We start from the raw sequence: 18426 nt of genomic DNA, 5'->3' as shown, positions 1-18426 counted from the left end.
CCAGTGAGGACAAGCATTTCGGCCAAAGACGCCCCCTTTTTCCAATGCCCTTTGATTTTGGCCGGGGTTCCGACATCGAACCTTTTGAGTCACCCTCAGTGGCGACGGGCTGATTCGACGCAAACAAGAGGAGGCCTAGAAGGAATTGGTCGGGGCGCTGGACTTGGTGACCGACCTGGTCGTTCTCTGGAATGCAATCCTCCTCCAACAAGTCATCTAAACACTTCGCGCTGAGGGCACCGAGGTGCAGCCCACCGGCTATCATCCTCTGTGCACCCCATCCTAACTACTGGGACCAATGGCTTGGACTAATTTTACTCTCCGCGCTTCAATCCACTACCCCTACCTTGCACCTCATGGCCAACCCCTACTACCCCTTCCTCATCTACGACCTGCAGGAGCACGCTACCCCGGAGCGCCAATACCGCATTGTAGTCGACTTATCAGAAATGGACGACTACTACGCCGTGTTTGAAAAGCACGGGTTCAGCGGCAGCGGCGCTTCCTGGGCCGAGCACATCGAAACCATTGTGGAGGAACACACCCCGGAGCTGCTGGACCACCTAGAGCTAGCCGGCGAAGGCGACATCTTCCGCGCCTACGCCGACAGCCGGGCCGCAACGCAGCAGTTCCTGCACCTGGTCCACCCCATCTTCGCCGACCTGGGTAGCCTCAACAAATACCTCAGCCAAGCCGACCCCGGCGACTTTTTCGAGTAGAGGTGCTAGGCTACATGGCGGCTACACAAGAACAGTCTTGCTTGATCTGACGTCCGCGGAGCCAAAGCATCTCTACCGCTTCTCTAGGCCAGTTAATTAGTCCGAGGTAGAGATGCTTTGGCAAGCTCAGCAGGACCGTTTTTTTATCAGTATGACCGCCCCTTTCTTTCCTAGGCCACTACCTCATTTAAAACCCCGCACAGCCGTCCTCACTGCCGATGGGGGCGCCGTCGGGCATGGGCAAGGCGGGGGCGGGCTGGAATTTCTCGGGGGTTTCTTCGAACTGCTGAATGGTGCGTATGGCGGCGAACATGGTGGCTTTGCGGCTTTGGTCCTTCCCTGACTTCGCTTCCTTTTGCAGCCAGGTTTTCAGCTCATCCACTTTCATGGCGGTTACGGCTTTCACGCCGGCGGGCGCTTGCGGGGTGGCGGCCAGGGTTAGCAGGCGGTTCAGGGTAAGCATATTTACCAGACGCTGCAGCTCGCCGGGGTAGCCGGCTTCGGGTTTGGCCTGCCAGGTCTGCTTCACCAGCTTGTCGAGCACGGCGGCTAGGCCAGGTTGGTTGGCGTGGCGGGCGTGGTACTCTTCGAGGCGGGCGGCGCGCTGGGGGTTCAGCAGAAACTCCAGGGTAGTAGCCGCTGCCGATTCGGCCGCGCCGGTGGGGTCGAAGGTCAGGCCGGTGCGGGCGCTGAAGGTTTCGCGGGTACGCGGGTAGTTCACGGGGCGGGGCGGAATCTTGGCTAGCAGCTCTTCCGATAGGGCCAGCTCGCGGGGCGAAATCGTACGCAGCAGCGCGTCGAAGGCTTTCCACTGCTCGGCAGGCTCTACCAGGCGCGTTATGGTTTGGCCGTCGCCTTTCACGGCGTAGGTGTAGTAGAGGCCGCCCAGCACTTTGGAGGTAGCCTCTACCTGGTAGCGCTGCAGCAGATACATGGGCACCAGCACTTCTTCCAGGGTAGCCATGGGCTGATTGGGAGCAATAGCTTTTTCGGAGAAGCGGTCCAGCACGGCCCGCCGCACATCCATGACGTGGTTTAGCTCATCGGCGGCGCTGGTGCCGTTGTCCCAGAGGTGGGCCAGCGGGTGCGCCCCGCCCTGGGCCCGGGCGTCGGCATCGGCCATGAACACGTAGCCATCCCGGAGCGTCTGGGTGATGATGTTCCTGAGGGCGGCGGCTTCATCGGCCTGGGGGCCGAAATCCTGGTAGCCGTAGAGAATGGCGCGCTTGTCCCAGCTGCCGATTTCGGTGGTGTAGGCCTCGCTCAGGTCCACGGTGCCATCGGGGCGGAGTTTGAGGCGGGGCACGGGGTAGTCCATCACCGATGACCGGTCCCGGGTGCTGGCGGCGTAGTTGTGGTACAGGCCTAGCGTGTGGCCTACCTCGTGGGCGGCCAGCTGGCGCAGACGGGCCATGCTCACGCGCAGCATTTCGGGGCTGGTGGGCTTGCCGTCCTCGTAGGGTTGCAGCAGGCCCTCGGCAATCAGGTAGTCCTGCCGCTCGCGCAAGGAGCCCAGCGACACCTGCCCCTTAAGAATTTCGCCGGTGCGCGGGTCCACGATGGAGGAGCCGTACGACCAGCCGCGGGAGGAGCGGTGAATCCACTGAATCAGGTTGTAGCGGATGTCCATGGGGTCCACGCCCTCGGGGAGCATCTTCACCTGAAAGGCGTTGCGGTAGCCGGCTGCCTCGAAGGCCTGGTTCCACCACGCGGCCCCTTCCAGCAGAGCCGAGCGCACGGGCTCGGGCGTGCCCCGGTCGAGGTAGTACACGATGGGCTCCACCGGCTCACTCACGGCCGCGGTGGGGTCTTTCTTCTGGAGGCGGTGCCGCACAATCTGTCGCTTCTGGATGGGCTGGTCGATGGGCGCGGCGTAGTCCATGTACTCGTTGGCGAAGTAGCCAGCCCGCGGATCGAAGGCCCGGGGCTTGTACTTATCGTCGGGCAGCTGAATGAAGGAGTGATGCAGGTGCACTGTCACGGCGCTGGGGTCGGGCGTAACGGAGTTGATTTCGCGGCCTTTGCCCTTGCCCGTGAGCGTCACCACGGCTTCAAACTCAGTGTTCTGCGGAAACGACTTGGTGTTGGGCAGAAACACCGCCGAGCGGCTTTCCTCGGCCTTGTAAGAGCCCTGCTTCAGGTCCTCGAGCTTGTCGGCGAGCTGGTGGGAGTCGCGCAGCAGAAAGGGCGTCAGGTCAATCAGCACCCGATTGCCTTCCTGGGCTTCGGCCTTGAAGCCCCACAGTACCGATTGGGCAAAGGAATTCTCCACCGACTGCCGCTCCTCGGCGTTCGGACTCACGGCCCGGAAATCGTAGTTGGGCTGCAACAGCAGCACCTTGGGCCCACTCTTGACAAACTTCACGATGCGCGTCTGCCCGATCTGGCCGCGGTCCAGGCCCAGGTCGTTGGAGCCTACCCCGTTGGGTAGGGTGCTAACGTATAGGATTTCCTGGTCGAGCTTGTCGATTTCCAGCAGCACCCGGCCCGTTTTCTCATCCCAGTAAAACGGAAAAAAGCCCGGCGACTTTTGCATGCCTTTGGTTTTCTCGGCTAGGGTTTGGGCCGAAACTAAGTGGGAGCTAATGAGCAGGGAGCCAACCAGAAGCGAGTACAGTTTTTTCATGCAGCGGAGAGGTAGTGAAGACGGCGGAAGGTAACGAGGGATGCGCAGTATTCAGCACGGACTACCGCACGCGTTGGGCAGAACGCGTATTTTCCTGCTCAGCAGCCTCATACCCGGAGCCGCCCGCGCCGTGCTCCGTTGCGCCATCTTTGCTTCCTCCAAACGTCATTCCGAGCTTGTCGAGGAATCTCGCGTTCTGATGTTGTGGTGGTACTCCTACGTCAGCAGGCGAGATTCCTCGACAAGCTCGGAATGACAGGCTTATTTGGCGTGACAACTTTACTGTCCACACGCTAAGGCCTATTTTGCGGTGCAACCCCTACTTAATATGTCCGCCAGCAGCGCCCTACCGCAGTTTACGTTCAACCCCAATGCCTACACCCTGGGGCTCTTCGAGCAGAAGGATATTACCTGCGAGTGCTGCCAGCAGCCGCGCCCGTACAACTATACCGGGCCAATTTATTGCGAGGCCGACGTGGAGGACCTGTGTCCGTGGTGCATTGCCGACGGCAGTGCGGCCGCGAAGTGGGACGCGGAATTTCAGGACTGGGCATCCGTGGAAGGCAATTCGCCTGATCCGGCCGAAGCATCAGCTCCTATCAACGCGGCCTCCCTGGAAGAAGTAGTATCCCGCTCACCCGGCTGCAACTCCTGGCAGCAGGGCGTTTGGCTGACGCATTGCCAAGACATGTGCGTGTTTCTGGGCTACGTGGGCGGCGAGGATATTCGGCCGCTGCTCCCGGAACTACGCCCTGATTTGCAGGGCTGGCCCGACGAAGATTTTTTGCTCCGAAGCCTGTCGGCTGATGGCGGCCTGACCGGGTACCTGTTCCAGTGCCACCACTGCGGGCAGCACCGGCTCCATATTGATTGTGACTAACGTAGTTTTCAGCTCCCCATTTCCTACCCCCTGCTGTGTCCTCAACCTCTGCTGCCCGCTGGAAACTGGTTCTTGGCTCCTCCGCTGACGCCGCTAATGAAATATCCCTGTCGCCGGATTATGGCCGCATGGATGAAGTGCTGACCCAACTGTATGGCGGCAACGACGGGGAGCGTAAAGCCGGCCTGGGCGGCTCGGCCCCCAAAGTCAGCCGCTGGCTCGGCGACATTCGCACCTACTTCCCGTCCTCGGTAGTAGCCGTGATGCAGCAGGACGCCATGGATCGCCTTGGATTGCACCAGTTGCTGCTGGAGCCCGAAGTGCTACGCACCGTGCAGGCCGACGTGCACCTGGTGGGCACGCTTATGTCGCTGAGCCGGGTGATGCCCCAGAAGGTGAAGCACACGGCCCGCGAGGTGGTGCTGAAGGTAGTGCGCGAGCTGGAGCAGAAACTGGCCAACGCGCTGCGGCAGGCTGTGCAGGGCGCCCTGAGCCGGGCCGTGCGCAACCCCCGCCCCCGCTACCACGAAATCAACTGGGGCGCTACCATTCGGGCCAACCTCAAGCACTACCAGCCCGAGTATAAAACCGTAGTTCCGGAAAAGCTCATCGGTTACGGGCGGCGCGGGCAGGCGCTCAAGGAAATTGTGCTCTGCGTGGACCAAAGCGGCTCTATGGCCTCCTCGGTGGTGTACGCGGGCGTGTTCGGGGCGGTGCTGGCGTCCATCAAAGCCGTGAAAACGCACATGGTAGTGTTCGATACGGCCGTGGTGAACCTCTCAGAGGATCTACAGGACCCCGTGGATCTGCTGTTCGGGGTACAGCTTGGGGGCGGCACCGATATCAACCTGGCCCTCACCTATTGCCAGCAACTCATCACCCGCCCCACCGATACCATTCTGGTCCTTATCAGCGACCTGTACGAGGGCGGCAACGAGCGCGAGATGATTAAGCGGGCCGCCGCCCTGAAAGCCGCCGGCGTAACCGTAGTGGCCCTGCTGGCCCTCGCCGACGATGGCGCGCCCTCCTTTGACCGGCGCGTGGCCGAGCAGTTCGCGGCCCTGGGCATCCCAAGTTTTGCCTGCACCCCGGCCCAGTTCCCGCAGCTCATGGCGGCCGCCATTCAGGGCCAGGAGCTGAAAGCTGCGCCGTTGTAGGTTGCCCCGGTCGGAGTCATCTTGCTCAACACCGGTGGAACCAAAGGATTGTGTCATGCCGAGCATGTGGCGCATCAAGCCAAGGTGCACAGCCGCAGTTCAGGCATCTCTTCTTCTGGCGAACTTCCTACGCGAGGACGAAGCACCAGAGATGCTTCGCGGAGCTCAGTATGACAACTACGTTGATAATGTTAGCCGAGCGAGATACTGCGCCTCCGGCTATGCGTGATGAGTTCAGCGCGCTGTTCAGCTTCCCTGTCCTGGAACTCCCGCGGCCCTTCAGCAAACCGCTGACCGGAAGCCAGTGAACCCTGAATCTGGTGTCAAGCCCGACTGAAACCCGCCAAACTACCGGCAACGATTTCGGTAGAATTTCTATTTCGCCGGCACTAGCCTAACCTTGTAAACTACTGGCTTATAGCCTCTAGCAGACAAGGTTGCAGAGTAGCAGGTAGCAGCTCCCGGGCTTTTTTCGGCGTTTCTTTGTGGTTGCTTTTCGTATCGGTTTTTTCCGGTGCGTACTCTTCCGTATTGCTTTACCAGTCGCCACCCTGCCGTGGCGCCTCCTGCTTGCTTACGCGTTTATGATGAAAATTAAGAAGGCGGTTATTACCGCGGCGGCCCGCGGCGAGCGGCTGTACCCCGTAGCCGACACCATTCAGAAAGCCATGCTGCCGGTGGTGGACGTGGATGGCCTGCACAAGCCCGTTATCCAGATTATTGCCGAGGAAGCCCTGAGCAGCGGCATCGAGGAGCTGTGCGTAGTGTGCGCCCCCGGCGACGGCCCGCGCTACCTCGAAGCCTTCGGCTCCCTGCGCGACAACCTGCTCCGGTCCTACCAGGGCATCGACTGGGCCCGCGAAGAAGCCGAGAAAATCGACCACCTGCTTAGCCGCCTGCAGTTTGCCGAGCAGCACGAGGCTCGCGGCTACGGTCACGCCGTGTACTGCGCCCGCGAGTTTGTGGGCCAGGAGCCCTTCCTGCTCCTGCTCGGCGACTACCTCTACGTTTCCGACGTACCCCGGCAGCGCTGCGCCGCCCAACTGCTGGCCCTGGCCAGTCAGGAAGGCTGCTCGGTATCAGCCGTGAACCCCACCATCGAACATCAGATAAGCCGCTACGGTACCCTTACGGGCCAGCACCTGGCCGGACAGATTGGGGTGTATCAGATTGATAAGATCATTGAGAAGCCTTCGTTGAGCCTCGCCGAGCTGGAGCTGCAGACGCCCGGGCTACGGGCCGGCTACTACCTCTGCTTCTTCGGTATGCACGTACTCACGCCCGCTGTGTTCAGCATTCTACACCCCCAGATGGAGGCGGGCGGCCCGAACGTGCTACTCACCCCAGCCCTGCAGGAGCTGGCTACCACCGAGAAATACCTGGCCCTGGAAGTGAAAGGCAACCGCTACGACCTCAGCCGCAAGCAGGGCCTACTCCGCGCCCAGATTGCCCTGGGCCTGGCCGGCGAAGCCCACGACGAAACCCTCACCACCTTAGTAGAGCTGCTAGCCGAAGCCAACAGCCGGAAAGGGAAGTAAAAGGCTGATAATAACTGATCTGGAACAACAGGTTTGACCGTCATTCCGAGCTTGTCGAGGAATCTCGCGTGCTGACGTTGTGGTGGTACTTCTACGTCAGCACGCGAGATTCCTCGACAAGCTCGGAATGACGGGCCGTGTAAACAACAAGTGCACCTTACTCCCAGCCTGCCGCTACCGTAGCGCCTACTTATAAGACCTTACGCATCTGCATGAATGCATTCATAGATACCATTACCTCCCCGGACCCGGCGGCACGCAACCGCTCGTTTTACGAGCTGAGCCGTGGGCTGCCGGCCCGGGAGCTGCTGCGCCACCTGCGGGAGCTGGACGAGTTTCGGAAGGCTACCCCCAACCTCTACGACAAGGTGCGGGCCATTCTGTTCCTGTACGCGGGCTTCCGGTTTTTCCTGCAGGAGTCCTCAGAAATTGCACCCGTGGGCAAGATTCCCTACGCAGGCTTCGAGGACTTGCTGGGCCGCCGCTTTGAGCACGCCATCAGCACCTTCCTGCGGGAGCTGGACGCGCACGGACCGAACGCCACCCTGTTCAGCGCCCTGGCCGAAAGCTACCATCACCTCTCCTTCCAGATCCTCGCCGACCAGGTGCGTAAGAGCGTGCGCTCCAGCAAGGGCAACCAATGGATGTTCCGCGTCGGCCACCAGGAAGAGCACCCGATTCGTATCCATCCGCAGCTGCTGCAGCGCCAGGAAGGCAGCCTCTTCTACCCCATCCTGCACGAAAGCACCTCCGTGCGCATGGACCTCACGCACAGCGGCTGGTCGGATATTTTCTTCCTGGGCATGGACTACCCCGAGGGCGCGCGGGTAGTCAACCTGTCCATCGACCTGGGCGTGTTCGGGCGCGACAAGGAGATTCTGCCGCCCCTGCACGCCTACGTGCGCGTGATTCCGGACCCGGTGCTGCGCCTGACCAGCATTGACCTGAACACGACCAAGGACGTGCACGACCTGGCCGACCTGTTCAACTTCGGCAACGACTACCTGAGCCTGGTAAAGGCCGGCGTCATTGCCTCGGGTCTGATTCCGCCCTCCTTCGAAGGCACCAACCAGAGCCTACCCGATATTCTGGCCCGCATCGTGGCGCCGGGCATGGGCATTGAGCTGGTTACCAAGGTAAACGACATTCCGAAAGGCTCGCGCTTTGCCGTTTCCACCAACCTGCTGGGCTCCATCATCAGCCTGCTGATGCGAGCGACGGGCCAGACCCAGCAGCTCACCGGCGGCCTAGATGAGAGCGAGCGGCGCCTGGTAGCCTCGCGGGCTATTCTGGGTGAGTGGATTGGTGGCTCGGGCGGTGGCTGGCAGGATTCGGGCGGCGTGTGGCCGGGCATCAAGGCCATTCAGGGCACGTTTGCCCAGCCCGGCGACCCGGAATATGACATCAGTCGGGGCACGTTGCTACCCCGCCACCGGGTACTGGAGGGCGAGGAAGTGCACCCCGAAATCGGGGAGAAAATCATGAACTCCCTGGTGCTCATGCACGGCGGCATGGCCTCCAACGTAGGCCCCATTCTGGAAATGGTGACCGAGAAATACCTGCTCCGCGGCGAGCAGGAATGGGCTGCCCGTCAGCAAACCAACGAGGTATTCGACAACATCCTGGCCGCCATCCGGGAGGGAGATATTCAGAAGCTGGGGGCCAATACGGCCCGTAACTTCGAAGGGCCCATCAAAACCATCATTCCCTGGGCTTCTACCTACTTCACGGAGCAGCTGATTGCCAAGGCGAAAAAGGAGTTCGGGGCCGATTATTACGGCTTCCTGATGCTGGGCGGTATGTCGGGCGGGGGCATGGGCATGTTCGTGAATCCCGACAAGTACGAGGACTATAAGCTGCGGGTGCTGGAGCTGCTGCGCCAGACCAAGCAGGAGCTGTCGGCGGCTCTACCCTTCGCCATGGAGCCGGTGGTGTATAACTGGAGCATCAACCAGCGCGGCTCCTGGGGCACGCTGCACCAGGGCCCGGAGGCCCTGATGCCGGAGCAGTACTATGCCATTCACGTTTCGCAACTCGTAAAGCAGGAACCGGAAACCATTTCCTACATCCGGCGGGCTGAAATCGACTTTTTCACGACCTACTGCGAGCAGAACAACCTGGCCTACCCCCTGCTGCGCACCATTGTCAGCAACCTGTTCAAGGTGTCAGACCCCACGGCCCAGGGCAACCGCAGCACGGAAAACGAGAAGGCCGAGCAGATCAAAAGGGAAAACGGCTTCGACTACATCCAGCACGAAGACATCCGGGAGGAGCTGCAGAAGGGCCGCATCGGCCTCTCGCGCAACCGTCTCGCCGCTGAGACTACTATTGAGGACGTGCAAGCGCCCGATGTGGTGGAGTTCGAGACGCTCAGCCAGTACGAGGCGACGGGAGAGCAAGCCATCCGGGCCGGTAAAGTGGCTGTGCTGAGCCTGGCCGCCGGGGTAGGCAGCCGCTGGACCAAGGGCGCGGGCGTCATCAAAGCTCTGAACCCCTTTGTGGAAATGGCCGGTGTGCATCGCAGCTTCCTGGAGATTCACTTAGCCAAAACGCGCCGAGTGGCCGAGCAGTACGGGGCCGTGATTCCCCACCTGGTGGCCACCAGCTACCTTACCCACGAGCCTATCCGCAAGCAGCTGACCGCCACTGGCAACTTCGGCTACTCGGGGCCGGTGTACCTCTCGGCGGGCCGCAGCATCGGGCAGCGGTTTGTGCCCACAGAGCGGGATTTGCGCTTTATGTGGGAGGAAATGCCCCAGGAAACCCTCGACGAGAACAAGCAGAAGGTTCGCGACGCGGTGCGGGGTAGCATGATTGCCTGGGCCAAAGGCAAGGGCGAAGCCACCGACTACGTCGATAACATTGCCGCTCAGCGCTTCTCGCCCCTGGGTCACTGGTACGAGGTGTCGAACCTGCTGCGTAACGGCACCCTGGCCCAGCTCCTGCGCGAGCAGCCCCAGGTGGAAACCATCATGCTCCACAACATTGACACGCTGGGCGCCGACGTGCACGCCGCCGCGCTGGGATACCACCTGGCCTCGCGCAACGTACTGACCTTCGAGGTGATACCGCGCCGCATTGAGGACCGCGGGGGCGGACTGGCCCGCGTGAATGGCCAAGTGCGCCTGCTGGAAGGCCTGGCCCAACCCCACGAAGAAGACGAGCTGGGTTTGAGCTACTACAATACCATGACCACCTGGATTCAGGTGGACGCGCTGCTGGAGCTCTTCGGCCTCACCCGCCAGGATCTACAAACCGGCGACGAGGCCCAGCTGGCCCGCGCCGTGCGCAGCGTGGCCCAGCGCATCCCGACTTACGTGACCATCAAGGACGTAAAATACCGCTGGGGCCACGGCCAGGAGGATATTTACCCCGTTGCGCAGATTGAAAAGCTCTGGAGTGATATGTCGGCTCTGCCGGATGTGCCCTGCGGCTACCTAGTGGTACCCCGCAGCCGCGGCCAGCAGATGAAAGACCCCGCCCAGCTCGACGCCTGGGTCACCGACGGCAGCAAGGACCACGTAGCTTCGCTGGCGCAGTTTGAGTAACGTATTAATCTAGATTGCGGACTGTGCAGCTAGAGCTAGCTCCCCTCCTCAGATGAGGAGGAGTTAGGGGTGGTTGATCAATCGTTGAACAGGTTTTAGAATCTACCTCTAGTGTCGTTCTATGCCACGTCAACCACCCCTAGCCCCTCCTCAGCTGAGGAGGGGAACTAGTTTCTAACTCTAGTTCTCCGTACTCCGCAACATGGGTTAGGTCAATGCTTAAAAAGCGTGTGGCTGCTGAAACCGATAACAGGGATTCAGCAGCCACACGCTTTTATGCGTAAGATGGGGGTAGCCGCCCTAACTACCAAATGCCGACCCTGGCAGCTTCCGCTTCGGGCAGCTACTCCTTACCTTGCACCCTGCATGAAAATACTCTTGGTGGAGGACGAGCCCAAGCTGGCCTCCTTCGTGAAAAAAGGCTTTGAGAATGAGGGCTACGAAATTGAAGTGGCCTACGACGGGCGCATGGGCCAGTCCTTGGCCCAGCAGCAGCGCTACGACCTGGTGATTCTGGACGTGAACCTGCCCTACGTCAACGGCTTCGAGCTGTGCCGGTTGATTCGGGCCCAGGATGCCCACGTACCGGTGCTGCTGCTCACCGCCCTCGACAGCCTCGACGATAAGGTGACTGGCTTCGAGGCCGGGGCCGACGACTACCTCGTGAAGCCCTTCGAGTTTAAGGAGCTGCTGCTGCGGGCGCGCGTGCTCACCCGCCGCCACGCCGAGGGAGCCGCCGTAAAGCAGGTGCTCCGTATTGCCGATCTGGAGCTCAACCTCGACTCCAAAACCGTAACCCGTGCCGGCCAGCGCATCGACCTAACCACCAAGGAATATGCCCTACTGGAATACCTCCTGCTGAACCGGGGCAAAATCATTTCCCGCGTCGATATTGCCGAGAAGGTCTGGGAACTCAACTTCGATACCAACACCAACGTCATCGACGTGTACGTAAGCTACCTGCGTAAAAAGCTCGACAAAGGCTACGATACCAAGCTGATTCACACGGTAGTAGGCATGGGCTACGTGCTGCGTGAGGGGTAGGAAAGGTGGTAGATGAGTAACCCAGTGAATGAGTGAGTTTGACGTTCTACCCATCTCTGCTTCTCGTTCTTATTCCCGGTGCGACGCAGGAAGCGTCGCACTCGTTGACGTTGTTGCCTCCTGCCCGGTGAGGTTTGAGCTGGCTGAGGGGGTAGGCGGACTCCCTTATTCTGATGCGAATGGCACAAATGTTAACCGGACGCCTTCAGTGTCGGACCAGGGCGGCCGTCATCTACTCACCCCTAGCGCCCTTCACTCATTGGCTCATTTACTCATTCACTTACGGTCCTCATGCTCATCCGCAACAAGCTGATTCTGCGCTTTACCCTGCTGGTGGTGGGCATACAGCTATGCTTTTCGGTCTTTATCTACTCTTTCCAGGCCACCAACCGGGAGCAGCGCTTTATCAACCGCCTGGCGGGCAAGGCCACCATGACGGCCCGCGTGCTGGTGCGCCACGACAGCCTCAACCACGAGCTGCTGCGCACCATGCACCGGCGCGACCTGTTCACGGTGCCCGGCGAGCAGATCAGCATTTACGGCCCCGGCCAACACCTGATTTACACCAGTGCCGATGGCCTCAGTCAGAAGCTCAACTCCCGCTACCTCCCGCTGATCCGCCCGAACCGGCCGGTGCAGTTTACCGATGGCCCAATGGAGTGCATTGGGCTGTATTACGAGCGCAACAAGCAGCCCTATTGGATTTTTGCTGCCGGCCACGACGATTTTGGGCATCGGCAAATGGAGAAGCTGGGCCTGATTCTGCTGGCGGCCAACCTGGGGGCACTGGTGCTGATTATTCTGGCGGGCTGGTATTTCGCGGAGGAGTCGTTGAAGCCTATCTCGCGCATTATCAGCCAGGTAGAGCGCATCACGGCCTCCCGCCTGAGCGCCCGGGTGGACGAGGGCAACGGTACCGACGAAATAGCCCAGCTGGCCCGCACCTTCAACCAGATGCTGGTGGGCGTGGAGCAGGCTTTTGAATCGCAGAAAAGCTTTCTGAGCAACGCTTCTCACGAGCTGCGCACGCCCCTGGCCTCGGTGCTGGGCACTCTGGAAACCGCCCATGCTTACGATACCGAGCTGGCGGAGGCCAAGCGCAGCATCAGCTCGGCTACCGAGGAAATCAAGAAGCTGATTGAGCTAACCAATGGCCTGCTGAGCCTGGCTAAGGTCACAGACGCCTCTATGCGGCGCGAGCCGGTGCGCCTGGATGAGTGCCTGACCCAGGCCCTGGCCTCCTGCCAGGCCCGCTACCCCGGCCGGGCGCTCAAACTCCACTTCGGCCTGCTGCCGCCCGAGGTGGAGGACATGTTTATGGTGCGCGGCAACGCTCAGCTGCTCACCACGGCCCTGCTGAACCTGCTGGATAATGCCTGCAAATACTCGCGGCAGGAGGTACAGGTAGAGCTGGGCTACCTCTCGGCGGAAACCGTGCAGGTGCGCGTTACGGACCGGGGCATTGGCATGGAGCCCCACGAGCTGGAGCGCATCTACGAGCCCCTCTACCGCGCCGGCACCGACACCAATGCGCCCGGTTACGGCATCGGCCTGCCCATGACCCGCAAAATTGTGCTCCTGCACGGGGGCCGGATTGAGCTGCATTCAGAAGTGAGTAAGGGCACCACTGCCATTGTGCAGCTCCCCGCGGCGGAGTGAAGTGGTGAAATGATGAATAAGTGCATGAGTGACTGAGTGCGTTGTCATGGCGAGGGCACCGAAGCCATCCTTCCTCTCTTCATGTGACAAGCCTGATAAACAGACAAGCCCTTGACGCTCGTACAGTCGTCAAGGGCTTGCCACATTTCAGGGGGTAGCACGTTGGTCAGGAAGGATGGCTTCGTTGTGCCTCCTCGCCATGACAACCTCCGGGCCAGCTCGCCTTTAACATCTTCTAATTTCCTTCTCATCCCGTTTTAATCCTGCCGGGCGTGTTTTGCGCCATGGCTGGACTTCCCGTTTCTTCTTCCATCGCGCGTAACCGGCTGCTGGTATGGCTGCTGCTGGGTACACTGCTGCTTTCCACGGGCCTGAACCTCTACCTGCTGTTCCGGGGGCCGGAGTACGCCCTGGACTATCAGCTTGATGAGCCTCTCTCAGAGCTGGTTGCGGAAGTAGAGCTGCAGCAGGTACGCCGCGCCCTGGCCGAGTGCCGGGCTAGCCAGCTGGTCGCCTCCGATACATTATCTACTGCCTCTGCCGGCCCCTGATGGAGCCGACTTAGCCGCCTGTGGGCGGCTTTTTCAGGTTGCCGGCCAGCCAGCCAGCCAGCCTGTCGGTCCAGGGGCTTCGTGCAAAACTCCTGCTTTTAATCTTTTCTAATCTGAGCCTCACTTCGCTCTAATCCCGGCGGGTGAGTTTTGCCGGGTAAGCTCTCTGGCCGTGTCTTTTCCTCAGCACCTTCCTATGCCTTCCTCTCTCTTGAAACCCCTTTGCTGGCTGCTGCTTCCGCTTGCCTCGGCTGCCCTGGCCGGCTGCGGCGCTAACTCCCAGGCTGAAACGACCAAACCTGAAGCCCCACCAACGCTACCCATCACCCAGCTCACGGCCCGCGACACCATCCTAACCCACGACTACGTGGCCGATATTCAGGCAGTGCAGAACGTGGAAATCCGGGCCCGGCTGGAAGGGTTTCTGGAGCAGATTTACGTGGATGAAGGTCAGGAAGTCCGCAAGGGACAACCCCTGTTCCGCATCAACGATACCGAGTACAAGAGCCGCCTGACCCGCGCTAAAGCGGCCCTGAGCAGCGCCCAGGCCGCTGCCCGCGTAGCCCGCCTGGAACTGGAGCGCGTGAAGCTGCTCACCGACAAAAACATCATTTCCAAGACGGAGCTGGAAGTGGCCCAGGCCAAATACCACGCCGCCGAGTCTGAGATTCAGCAGGCCCGCTCCACGGCCGCCAATGCCGCCCTGATGCTGTCTTACACCCTGGTGCGCGCCCCATTTGATGGCGTCATCAACCGGATTCCGCTGAAAATGGGCAGCGTGATTGAGGATGGCACCCTACTCACCACCGTTTCGAACATCGACGAGGTGTTTGCCTACTTCAACGTGTCGGAGGCCGAGTACCTGGAGTACGTGAAGAAAAGCAAGCGCGACTCGGCCCGGAGCACCAACGTGGCCCACCTGCTGCTCGCCGACGGCTCCATCTACTCTGTGAAAGGCAAGGTGGAAACCGTGGAAAGTCAGTTTCAGGCCAACACCGGCTCCATTGCCTTCCGCGCCCGTTTCGATAACCCCCAGCAGCTCTTGCGCCACGGTGCCAGCGGCAAGGTGCGCCTGAGCAACACCGTGGAAGATGCCGTGCTGGTGCCTCAGAAATCGGTATTCGAGATTCAGGACAAGAACTACGTGTTCATGGTCGATAAGCAGGGCCGCGTGAAGCAGCACGCCTTCCAGCCCCAAACCCGCCTCTCCGACTTCTACGTGGTGAAAACCGGCCTGAAAAGCGGCGACAACATCGTGTACGAAGGCGTGCAGGACCTACGCGACGGCGCCATCATCAAGCCCCAACCCGTGGCCATGGATGAGTTGATTGAAGAAGCGCGGTAGGGAATTCTCGCTGAAACCAAAAGCTAACACTAGCAGCTAGCCCCCTCCTCATCTGAGGAGGGGGGCCTACCTCTAGCCTTGGCTCCACCCTTCCCTACCTCCTTCCTACCCTCCCGATACCTCCCAACCTATGCTTGCACTCTTCATTCGCCGGCCGGTTCTCTCGCTGGTGATTTCCTTGTTTATCACCTTCCTGGGTGGGCTGGCCTTGTTCTCGCTGCCCATTACCCAGTTCCCGGATATCGTGCCGCCTTCGGTGACCGTAACGGCCCGCTACACCGGCGCCAACGCCGAGGTGTGCGCCAAGGCCGTAGCCACGCCGCTGGAACGTGCTATCAACGGCGTGCCGGGCATGACCTACATGTCTTCGGTGAGCAGCAACAGCGGCCTGACGGTGATTACCGTGTTTTTCCAGGTAGGAACCGACCCCGACCTGGCGGCCGTGAACGTGCAGAACCGGGTGCAAACCATCATCGACGAGCTACCCGAGGAGGTAATTCGGGCGGGGGTGAGCACCGAGAAGGAGGTGAACAGCATGCTGCTCTACCTCAACGTGATGAGCGAAGACCCGAAGGTGAACGAGAAGTTCATCTACAACTTCGCCGACATCAACGTGTTGCAGGAGCTCAAGCGCATCAATGGGGTAGGCTTTGCCGAAATCATGGGCCAGCGCGAGTACTCCATGCGCGTGTGGCTGCAGCCCGACCGCATGGTGGCCTATAACGTGTCGGCCGAGGAGGTGGTGGAAGCCATCCGGGCCCAGAACGTAGAGGCGGCCCCGGGTAAATCGGGGGAAAGCTCGGGCCAGGACGCCCAGATGCTGCAGTACGTGCTGCGCTACACCGGTAAGCTCTTCGAACCCAAGCAGTACGAGGACATTGTGCTGCGCGCCAACCCCGACGGCTCGGTGCTGCGCCTCAAGGACGTGGCCCAAGTGAAGTTCGACGTGCTCAGCTACGGCATGGTATCCAAGATTGACGGCAAGCCCTCGGCGGCCATCATGCTCAAGCAGCGCCCCGGCTCCAACGCTTCGGATGTAATTAAGCAGGTGAAGGAGCGCATGGCCGAGCTGAAGCAGACGTCCTTCCCCCCCGGCATGACCTACAACGTGGCCTACGACGTATCGCGCTTCCTCGATGCCTCGATTCATGAGGTAATGCGCACCCTGGTAGAGGCCTTTCTGCTGGTGTTTGTGGTCGTGTACCTGTTCCTGCAGGACTGGCGCTCCACGCTGATTCCGGCCCTGGCGGTGCCGGTGGCCCTTATCGGTACGCTGTTTTTCATGCAGCTGCTGGGCTTCTCCATCAACCTGCTTACCCTGTTTGCCCTGGTGCTGGCCATCGGTATTGTGGTTGATAACGCCATTGTGGTGGTGGAAGCCGTGCACGCCAAAATGCACGAGAAGCACCTTTCCGCTATGGACGCTACCCTGGAAGCCATGTCGGAAATTGGGGGCGCCATTGTGGCCATTACTCTGGTAATGTCGGCGGTATTCGTGCCGGTGTCGTTCATGGAAGGCCCGGTGGGCGTGTTCTACCGGCAGTTCTCGCTCACGCTGGCTATTTCCATCGTCATTTCAGGCGTGAATGCCCTGACCCTGACGCCAGCCCTGTGCGCCCTGCTGCTCAAGCCGGTAGCGCACGGCGAAACCAAAAAGCAAGGACTGATGGACCGATTCTTTGCTGGCTTCAACCGTCGCTACGAGGCCCTGGCCACTCGCTACCAGTGGCTGGTGCGCACAGTGGCCAACCGCCGCATCATCACCATTGGCTTGCTCATTGGCTTCTGCCTGGCTACCTGGGGCGTGAACTCCATCCTGCCCGCCGGCTTTATCCCAACCGAGGATCAGGGCATGATTTACGTGAACGTGACCACCCCGCCCGGCGCTACCGTGGAGCGCACTGAGAAAGTGCTCGACGAAATCCAGAAGGTAGCAGCCAAGTTGGGCCCGGTAGAATCGGTTTCGACGCTGGCCGGCTACAGCCTCATGAACGAGGTAGCCGGTGCCTCCTACGGCATGGGCATGATTAACCTCAAGACCTGGGACGACCGCAAGGAGTCGGTAACCGACCTGATTGCCCAACTCAACGAGCAAACCAAGCACATCAACGACGCCGACATTCAGTTCTTCCCGCCGCCTACCGTGCCGGGCTTCGGTAACTCCAGCGGCTTCGAGCTGCGCCTGCTCGACAAAACCGGCCGCGGCGACTTGCCCGCCACGGCCCAGGTAGCCGAAAAGTTCATCACGGCCCTCACCAGCACGCCAGCTGTGGGCGGGGCCTTTACCGGCTTCGACGCCAGCTTCCCCCAGTATCTTATCCATGTCGATCAGGACCAGGCGGCCAAGAAAGGCGTGACCGTGGACAAGGCCATGAGTACCCTCCAAACCCTGATGGGCTCCTTCTACGCTTCCAACTTTATCCGTTTCGGGCAGATGTACAAAGTGATGGTGCAGGCCGCCCCCGGCTACCGCACCAGCCCCGAAGACGTGCTAAAAATGTACGTGAAAAACGACCGAAACGAGATGGTGCCCTACTCCTCGTTTGTGCGTTTGGAGCGTGTGTACGGTCCCGAGCAGCTCACCCGCTACAACATGTACACCTCGGCCATGCTCAACGGCGACGCCGCCCCCGGTTTCTCGTCGGGCGACGTAATTAAGACCATTGAAGAGGTAGCGGCCAAGGAGCTGCCCCGCGGATACAGCTACGAGTGGAGCGGCATGACCAGGGAGCAAATTCTGAGCGGCGACCAGGCCATCTACGTGTTTGCCGTGGTACTCTTGTTCGTGTACCTGCTGCTGGCAGCCCAGTACGAAAGCTTCCTGCTACCCCTGCCGGTTATCCTAAGCCTGCCAACGGGCATCTTCGGAGCCTTCCTCTTCCTGAAGCTGCTGGGCCTGGAAAACAACATCTACGCCCAGGTTTCCCTGGTCATGCTCATTGGTCTGCTGGGCAAGAACGCCATCCTCATCATTGAGTTTGCGGTGCTCAAGCGCAAAGAAGGCCTCTCGGCCCTGGAAGCGGCCGTGCAGGGCGGCTACTCCCGCCTGCGCCCCATCCTGATGACCTCCTTCGCCTTCATTGCCGGCCTGATTCCCCTGACCATTGCCACCGGCGCGGGCGCCTTGGGCAACCGCTCCATCGGCACGGCCGCGGCCGGCGGTATGTTCATCGGCACCCTGTTCGGCGTGATTCTGATTCCGGGTCTCTACGTGTTATTCGCCGGCCGGGACAAGAAGGAAAAGAAGCAGCGCAAGCAGCTCGCCGAGCCCACCGAAACCCTGGAACCCGCCCACGCCTAACGCTTAAGAAAAATAGCTTTCCTCTCACCTGAGGGAAACTAACTCTAGCTTTTAGCTC

11 protein-coding genes are annotated in these 18426 nt (G+C 60.6%); 10 read left to right on the top strand and 1 reads right to left on the bottom strand.

All coding sequences use genetic code 11. The features are described from left to right. Positions 1–356 precede the first annotated feature (356 nt). The gene (locus FGZ14_RS04760) at positions 357–719 is read left to right on the top strand and encodes an Imm51 family immunity protein (RefSeq protein ID WP_180754495.1); all 363 of its coding nucleotides are present in this window, start codon (positions 357–359) and stop codon (positions 717–719) included. Positions 720–906: 187 nt separating this feature from the next. On the opposite strand, the gene FGZ14_RS04755 is transcribed toward FGZ14_RS04760, so the two are convergent. After that, the gene (locus FGZ14_RS04755) at positions 907–3345 is read right to left on the bottom strand and encodes a zinc-dependent metalloprotease (protein WP_180754494.1); all 2439 of its coding nucleotides are present in this window, start codon (positions 3343–3345) and stop codon (positions 907–909) included. A 328-nt stretch (positions 3346–3673) separates the two neighbouring features. On the opposite strand from FGZ14_RS04755, the gene FGZ14_RS04750 reads away from it, so the two are divergent. From FGZ14_RS04750 to FGZ14_RS04710, 9 genes are all read left to right on the top strand, one after another. Continuing rightward, positions 3674–4225, top strand: coding sequence for a CbrC family protein (locus FGZ14_RS04750; RefSeq protein ID WP_139921737.1), 552 nt, complete (start codon positions 3674–3676; stop codon positions 4223–4225). Between the two features lie 35 nt (positions 4226–4260). Beyond that, on the top strand, positions 4261–5382 hold the full coding sequence (locus FGZ14_RS04745; protein WP_219601057.1) for a VWA domain-containing protein: 1122 nt from the start codon (positions 4261–4263) through the stop codon (positions 5380–5382). Between the two features lie 584 nt (positions 5383–5966). Then, a complete protein-coding gene (locus FGZ14_RS04740) occupies positions 5967–6920 on the top strand; it encodes a UTP--glucose-1-phosphate uridylyltransferase (protein ID WP_257883340.1) in 954 nt (317 codons plus the stop codon). 212 nt (positions 6921–7132) lie between these two features. After that, positions 7133–10468 (top strand): UTP--glucose-1-phosphate uridylyltransferase, encoded by a 3336-nt coding sequence (locus FGZ14_RS04735; RefSeq protein ID WP_139921735.1) that lies wholly within the window; start codon positions 7133–7135, stop codon positions 10466–10468. A 366-nt stretch (positions 10469–10834) separates the two neighbouring features. After that, positions 10835–11512 (top strand): response regulator transcription factor, encoded by a 678-nt coding sequence (locus tag FGZ14_RS04730; RefSeq protein WP_139921733.1) that lies wholly within the window; start codon positions 10835–10837, stop codon positions 11510–11512. A gap of 291 nt (positions 11513–11803) precedes the next feature. Continuing rightward, positions 11804–13171: a HAMP domain-containing sensor histidine kinase gene (locus FGZ14_RS04725; protein ID WP_139921730.1), complete on the top strand. Its 1368-nt coding sequence runs from the start codon at positions 11804–11806 to the stop codon at positions 13169–13171. Between the two features lie 284 nt (positions 13172–13455). Further along, a complete protein-coding gene (locus tag FGZ14_RS04720) occupies positions 13456–13722 on the top strand; it encodes a hypothetical protein (protein WP_139921728.1) in 267 nt (88 codons plus the stop codon). A gap of 196 nt (positions 13723–13918) precedes the next feature. Next, positions 13919–15067, top strand: coding sequence for an efflux RND transporter periplasmic adaptor subunit (locus tag FGZ14_RS04715; protein ID WP_139921726.1), 1149 nt, complete (start codon positions 13919–13921; stop codon positions 15065–15067). Positions 15068–15197: 130 nt separating this feature from the next. Continuing rightward, complete coding sequence (locus FGZ14_RS04710) at positions 15198–18368, top strand: efflux RND transporter permease subunit (RefSeq protein WP_139921724.1); 3171 nt, start codon at positions 15198–15200, stop codon at positions 18366–18368. Positions 18369–18426: the final 58 nt, after the last annotated feature.

Source organism: Hymenobacter sp. DG01, from assembly GCF_006352025.1.
GTDB lineage: Bacteria > Bacteroidota > Bacteroidia > Cytophagales > Hymenobacteraceae > Hymenobacter.
The sequence above is the reverse complement of the archived record's forward strand: the minus strand, read 5'-3'. Positions and strand labels throughout refer to the sequence as shown.

What these genes read in the sequence shown, in the direction of transcription:
- FGZ14_RS04755 (WP_180754494.1), bottom strand. Translation starts at nt 3,345, where the DNA reads ATGAAAAAACTGTACTCGCTTCTGGTTGGCTCCCTGCTCATTAGCTCC.
- FGZ14_RS04710 (WP_139921724.1), top strand. Translation starts at nt 15,198, where the DNA reads ATGCTTGCACTCTTCATTCGCCGGCCGGTTCTCTCGCTGGTGATTTCC.
- FGZ14_RS04760 (WP_180754495.1), top strand. Translation starts at nt 357, where the DNA reads ATGGCCAACCCCTACTACCCCTTCCTCATCTACGACCTGCAGGAGCAC.
- FGZ14_RS04725 (WP_139921730.1), top strand. Translation starts at nt 11,804, where the DNA reads ATGCTCATCCGCAACAAGCTGATTCTGCGCTTTACCCTGCTGGTGGTG.
- FGZ14_RS04735 (WP_139921735.1), top strand. Translation starts at nt 7,133, where the DNA reads ATGAATGCATTCATAGATACCATTACCTCCCCGGACCCGGCGGCACGC.
- FGZ14_RS04740 (WP_257883340.1), top strand. Translation starts at nt 5,967, where the DNA reads ATGATGAAAATTAAGAAGGCGGTTATTACCGCGGCGGCCCGCGGCGAG.
- FGZ14_RS04715 (WP_139921726.1), top strand. Translation starts at nt 13,919, where the DNA reads ATGCCTTCCTCTCTCTTGAAACCCCTTTGCTGGCTGCTGCTTCCGCTT.
- FGZ14_RS04750 (WP_139921737.1), top strand. Translation starts at nt 3,674, where the DNA reads ATGTCCGCCAGCAGCGCCCTACCGCAGTTTACGTTCAACCCCAATGCC.
- FGZ14_RS04730 (WP_139921733.1), top strand. Translation starts at nt 10,835, where the DNA reads ATGAAAATACTCTTGGTGGAGGACGAGCCCAAGCTGGCCTCCTTCGTG.
- FGZ14_RS04720 (WP_139921728.1), top strand. Translation starts at nt 13,456, where the DNA reads ATGGCTGGACTTCCCGTTTCTTCTTCCATCGCGCGTAACCGGCTGCTG.